Raw genomic sequence first — 5,300 nt, forward strand, 5'->3', positions numbered from 1 at the left:
GGATGTAGAAGCGCGGGGAAACCCGGGCAATCGACAGCGGGATCGACACCAGGAAACCGATGCAGATCGAGGCACTGAGCAGCCACATCGTCATCGCCAGGCCAGTGATGTGGTACCCGTCGCTGTATAGGAAGGGGCGCCAGTACTCTTGCAGAAGTTCGATCATCGTACGGCCTCCCGGGCACCGGCGGCATAACGCCGTTCCAGCCAGCGCAGGACAACGTTCGATGCGCTGGTGATCAACAGGTAGATCAACGCGGCCAGCACCAGGAAGTAAAACAGCTGGTAGGTACTTTTGCCGGCGTCCTGGGCAGCCTTGACCAGGTCGGCCAGGCCGATGATCGACACCAGCGCGGTGGCCTTGAGCATCACCATCCAGTTGTTACCGATACCCGGCAAGGCGAAACGCATCATCTGCGGGAAAACCACGTAGCGAAAGCGCTGGCCGCGCTTGAGGCCGTAAGCGGTGGCGGCTTCAACCTGGCCGCGGGGCACGGCGAGGATCGCGCCACGGAAGGTTTCGGTGAAATAGGCACCGTAGATAAAGCCCAGGGTGATGACCCCGGCGCTGAACGGGTTGATCTCGATGTATTCCCATTCCAGCAGGTCCGTCAGGGAGGTCAGCCAGGTTTGCAGGCTGTAGAAAATCAGCAGCATCAGCACCAGGTCGGGTACCCCGCGAATCAGCGTGGTGTAGCACTGCGCCGGAATACGCAGCAGCCTGGAGGCTGAGAGTTTGGCGCTGGCGCCCAGGAGGCCGAGTAACACGGCCACCAGCAGCGACAGTACCGATAATTGGATGGTCATCCAGGTGCCTTGCATCAGCAGGGGGCCGAAGCCTTTCAAGCTGAAGGCCGAGAGCCCCAGGTTTTGTAGGAGTTGTTCAAACATGAAGTCAGCAACCTGATAGCGAAAAAAAGGCGCCCATCACGAGGATGGGCGCCGGGCATTATTTGCCGCTGTACAGATTCAGATCACCAAAGTGTTTCTTTTGAATGGTGGCGTAGGTGCCATCATCGTGTAACGCTTTGATACCTTTATCGAGAAGAGCCTTCAGCTCTTTGTTACCTTTAGAGATACCGATAGCTGTCTTGGCCGGCAACAGCGGGCTGTCGACGGGCTGGCTGACTTCATAGCCGACCCCTTGTGGGGACTTCAAGAAGCCCAGTTCGGCTTGCAGCATGTCCTGGATCGACGCATCGAGGCGCCCGGAAATCAGGTCGGCGTAGACCTGGTCCTGGTTGGCGTAAGCCTTGGTCTTGACCCCAGCCTTGTCCAGCACGGCCTTGGCGTAGGCTTCCTGGATGGTGCCTTGCTCGTAACCGACAGCCTTGCCCTTGAGCGATGCGGTATCGGCGGTCAGCCCGGAACCCTTCTTGAACACGAAGGAGGTGGGGCCGGAAAACAGCTCGTTGGAGAAGTCGATAACCTTCTCGCGGGCCTCGGTAACGGTCATCGAAGAGATGACACCGTCGAATTTATTGGCCTTCAGGCCCGGGATCATGCCGTCGAAATCGCTTTCGACCCATTTGCACTTGACCTTCAATTCGGCGCAGATCGCATTGCCCAGGTCGATATCGAAGCCCACCAGGCTGCCGTCTGCCGCTTTGGATTCAAACGGCGCGTAGGAGGGGTCAACACCAAAACGCAACTCTTTGTATTCTTTGGCCAGCGCGGAACCCGCGGCCATGCACAACGCCAGTGCAGAAAGGGTCAGCAATGCTTTTTTCATTATTCAATCCCTAAGAACCAATATGAGCGCTTGTGGCGCAGAAGTATTGTTACTGGAAAGCGTAAGACCTTATGAAAGTAGCAATTTCCGAACCAGAGTCCCGAACAAGCGTTTTAAAAGATGATTCAACAAAAGTCCGGAGCAGATTCGCGCCCAAAAACGGGCGCGAAAGATTGACTGCACCCGCGTGAAGCCTGGGCTGGCTGAACCGGTGCTGCCCAGGGAGTGTTTGCGGCTGGTTTACTTGCCCGGCACCAGGGTCAGGCGCGTCTTGCCGTACACCTTGTCGAAGTTCTGCGGCTGCATCGGCAGGCTCTGGTACTGGCCCTTGAGCCACGGCTCGATACCGTTCAGGTAGCTGGGGCTGGCCGGGTTGCCGGACTGACCACTGCCGTTTTGCGCCAGCAACGGTTCGGCCTGCCCGAAGTCGACGATAAAGCGCATCGCCGGTGCCAGGGTGACGTTGAAGTCCTGGCCCCAGGTGTAGGCGGCCATGTTCAGGGTGGTGTGATCGCCACCGGCGGACAGGGGCGCGCGGACCGTCTGGCCGCGCACGTCCTTCCATTCATAGTGGTGCAGTTTTCCCCATTGCCAGGCTTTGCGGTCGCCGCCCATCTGGCTTTCGCCAGCCGCAATGGCGGCGGCCAGGCTGCGGGCGAGGATCGCCGGCTTGTCTTCCTTTTGCGCGGTGCGGGCGTCATCCCAGAGCGGGCTGTCTTCGCGGCCAAGCAAATGGTCAGCCTGGGCCGAGTAGGAGGACTTGCCGCTGGTGACAAAAGCCTTCCAGGCCGGGCTGGTCTGCGGCCCCAGTTCGTCGAGGAAGATCTGCTGCAGGCTGGCCTGTAGGAACAGCTCGTAGATCGCCGCGTCGGTCGAGGTCGGGCTGAGCTTGCCGTCAAACGCCATCAGGCGGCCGAAGGCTTCACGCGCCTTGCCGGCTTCAGCGGCGGGCAGGGCGGCGATGGCGTGTTTGAGTGGCGCCGACATGCCGGGTGCCTCGAACATGTTCTTCAGTTTGGCAGCGAACAGAGTGGTCTGGTCGTATTGCATGGCAATCATGCTGCGACTGTCCTGCTTACCGCTCCCTGCCAGTTCGGCGATGCGTTCGCCGCGCTCGGGGGCGGCCCACGAGTTGGACAGCTGCATGCCGTAACCCTGAGGAATTACCCGTTGGTTAGCGGTGCCGAGCCAGCCTTGCGCCGGGTCCTGGTCATATGGATGGAGCATCGGGTCGGCGTAGCCGTCCCAGTCGTAGCGGCCTTCCCAGCCGGGGGATGGCAGCAAGCCTTCGCCTTCGCGACGGTTGGGGAAGCGGCCAGTGACCTGCCAGCCGATGTTGCGAGCGTCGGCAAACACCATGTTCAGTGCAATCGCGCGGATTTCCCGGCTGGCGTCCGAGGCTTTTTCCATACTTTGCGCACGCGACAAGTCGAAGAAGGCATCCAGGCTCTTGTCGTCGGTCAAGTTCGGTTGCTGCAAGGCCAGGCCGAACCCGTTGCCTAACGCAGTGCCCTGGGCGCTGTTGAGCAAGGCGCCGTGGCGGGTTTCGTACACCGCTTCGCGAATCGGGCGCTGGCCTTTGATGAAGTAGGTTTCGTTGCGCACCATTACCGGCTGCCATTTACCCGCAACCTCGTAGCTCAGGCCACTACCCTGGCGCTTGAGTTTTTCCAGGAACAGGTCCTGGTTGTCGCCCAGCACTGCCGTCATGCTCCAGGCCACCTGGCCGTTGAAGCCGGCCAGGACCATCGGCAAACCGGCAATGGTAACGCCGGCCGCCTGGTACTTCGGTGCGCGAATCTGCACGTAGCTCCACAGTGACGGCACGCCGATCGGCATCTGGCTGTCACCGGCCAGCAGGCTTTTACCGCTGCGGCTGCGTTGTGGGGCGATCGCCCAGTTGTTCGAGGCCGTGCCGCCGAGCATGTTCAAGGCGCCCAGTTGCTCGCCAGCGTTCGCCACCTCGGCAAGGCCGGGGATAGTGCCGTTGAGCTTGATGCCCTGGAGTTTGTCGGTTTCCGCCAACGGTAGTTTTTCGTCCGGATAGGACGGCGACAGCCACGCCAGCTTGTCCTGGGTGACAGTTTGCGCCATGACCAGTGCGGAAATTTCCTGCGGCAGGTTGGCCGACTGGCTGAAGTTCAGCAGGCAGAAAATCAGCGCCGAGTCTTCCGGTTTCCAGTACTCCGGTTGGTAGCCGGTGGCGGCCAAGTCTGCCGGCAGCTTGTCGCGGTAGCGGAACAGGTACGCGTTGACCCCGCGGGCATAGACGTCAAAGAAGCGTTTGAGGCGAGGCGAGGAGGCTTTGTAGAGTTCGTCGGCGCTTTTCTTCAGGTTCACGGCGCGCATGTAACGGTCGGCGTCGAGCATCTGGGGACCCGACATTTGCGCCAGGCGACCCTGGGCCAGCAAGCGCATGCTGACCATCTGGTAGATGCGATCGGTGGCGTGTACATAACCAAGGGTGAACAAGGCGTCGTGGAAGGTGCTGCTTTCGATCAGCGGCATACCCATGGCATTGCGTCGCACGGAGACGTTCTGCGCCAGCCCTTTGAGCGGTTGCACACCGGAGGTCGGCGGTAGCGTGTCCTGGGCATTCCAGGTCTGGCAACCGCTAAGGCTGAGCACACTGGTCACTGCTGCGGCAACGCCGAACCGGGGAAGAAAAGATGTAAAGGCTGGCGAGGCCATGGCAAAGCTCCGTACCAAGAAAGGCGCTACGTTAGTGAGCGACCGAGGGCCGCGCAAGCAGGGGCCGAGCTTATTTGAGGGTTTGTCGGATAAATCACGGAATTTTCGACCATAGGCCGGTTTGCGTCCGGTCAATGAAGGTGTTGAAGTGGGCGTTTGGCTATTGGCAGAGGAGAATAGCGCCATGCAACTGCAGGCAAACGCCACCTTGATCCTGATCGATCAGCAAAAAGGTATCCATCAGCCCCGGCTCGGGCCGCGCAACAATCCACAGGCCGAGGAGCGCATTGCCGAACTGCTCGAACAGTGGCGCGCCAGGGCGAGGCCAGTGATTCATGTGCAGCATTTGTCCCGCTCGCCGGAGTCGGTGTTCTGGCCGCAACAGTCGGGTGTGGAATTTCAGCCGCGGTTCATGCCCTTGGCGGGTGAACCGGTGATCCAGAAACAGGTGCCGGATGCATTCTGCGCAACCGAGCTGGCAGCGGATTTACAACGAGGGGGAGTCAGCCAACTGATCATCGTCGGCGTGGCGACGAACAACTCGGTGGAGGCCACGGCGCGCACGGCCGGCAACCTGGGGTATGAGGCCTGGGTCGTGGAGGACGCCTGCTACACCTTCGACAAGCAGGATTTTTTTGGCCAGTGGCATTCGGCGCAGGAGGTGCATGCCATGTCGCTGGGTAATTTGCAGGGGGAGTACGCAACGGTGGTGGCTACCCGCGACATTCTCATGGCGGGCCGTGCCGGGTAACTAATGAAATGGTTACCCCCACCGCCCCTTGCGATAGCTCACTAAGCTTTCGCAAGGGGCCCATCGGAGACCATTCTCATGAACAACGTAGCTATCGCCGCCATCGACCTGGGTAAAAACTCCTTT

The 5,300-nt window shown here is 60.3% G+C and carries 4 protein-coding genes and 1 pseudogene; 1 reads left to right on the forward strand and 4 read right to left on the reverse strand.

Annotation, left to right across the window (positions count from 1 at the left end):
* The 4 genes and pseudogenes from AACY45_RS26830 to AACY45_RS26845 form a co-directional block, all read right to left on the reverse strand.
* Positions 1-166: pseudogene (locus AACY45_RS26830) on the reverse strand (amino acid ABC transporter permease); the annotation flags it as partial.
* A complete protein-coding gene (locus AACY45_RS26835; protein WP_095166933.1) occupies positions 163-891 on the reverse strand; it encodes an ABC transporter permease in 729 nt (242 codons plus the stop codon). The gene AACY45_RS26835 and the pseudogene AACY45_RS26830, both read right to left, overlap by 4 nt.
* A 58-nt stretch (positions 892-949) precedes the next feature.
* The gene (locus tag AACY45_RS26840) at positions 950-1,732 is read right to left on the reverse strand and encodes a transporter substrate-binding domain-containing protein (RefSeq protein WP_339548450.1); all 783 of its coding nucleotides are present in this window, start codon (positions 1,730-1,732) and stop codon (positions 950-952) included.
* Between the two features lie 240 nt (positions 1,733-1,972).
* Positions 1,973-4,423 carry a penicillin acylase family protein gene (locus AACY45_RS26845; protein ID WP_339548451.1) on the reverse strand — a complete coding sequence of 817 codons (2,451 nt, stop codon included), beginning with the start codon at positions 4,421-4,423 and terminating at the stop codon, positions 1,973-1,975.
* A 184-nt stretch (positions 4,424-4,607) separates the two neighbouring features.
* On the opposite strand from AACY45_RS26845, the gene AACY45_RS26850 reads away from it, so the two are divergent.
* Positions 4,608-5,174: a cysteine hydrolase family protein gene (locus tag AACY45_RS26850; protein WP_339548452.1), complete on the forward strand. Its 567-nt coding sequence runs from the start codon at positions 4,608-4,610 to the stop codon at positions 5,172-5,174.
* Positions 5,175-5,300 lie beyond the last annotated feature (126 nt).

The organism is Pseudomonas sp. RA_35y_Pfl2_P32 (assembly GCF_963970735.1).
In the GTDB taxonomy this organism is placed as follows: Bacteria; Pseudomonadota; Gammaproteobacteria; order Pseudomonadales; family Pseudomonadaceae; genus Aquipseudomonas.

What these genes read in the sequence shown, in the direction of transcription:
- AACY45_RS26845 (WP_339548451.1), bottom strand. Translation starts at nt 4,423, where the DNA reads ATGGCCTCGCCAGCCTTTACATCTTTTCTTCCCCGGTTCGGCGTTGCC.
- AACY45_RS26835 (WP_095166933.1), bottom strand. Translation starts at nt 891, where the DNA reads ATGTTTGAACAACTCCTACAAAACCTGGGGCTCTCGGCCTTCAGCTTG.
- AACY45_RS26850 (WP_339548452.1), top strand. Translation starts at nt 4,608, where the DNA reads ATGCAACTGCAGGCAAACGCCACCTTGATCCTGATCGATCAGCAAAAA.
- AACY45_RS26840 (WP_339548450.1), bottom strand. Translation starts at nt 1,732, where the DNA reads ATGAAAAAAGCATTGCTGACCCTTTCTGCACTGGCGTTGTGCATGGCC.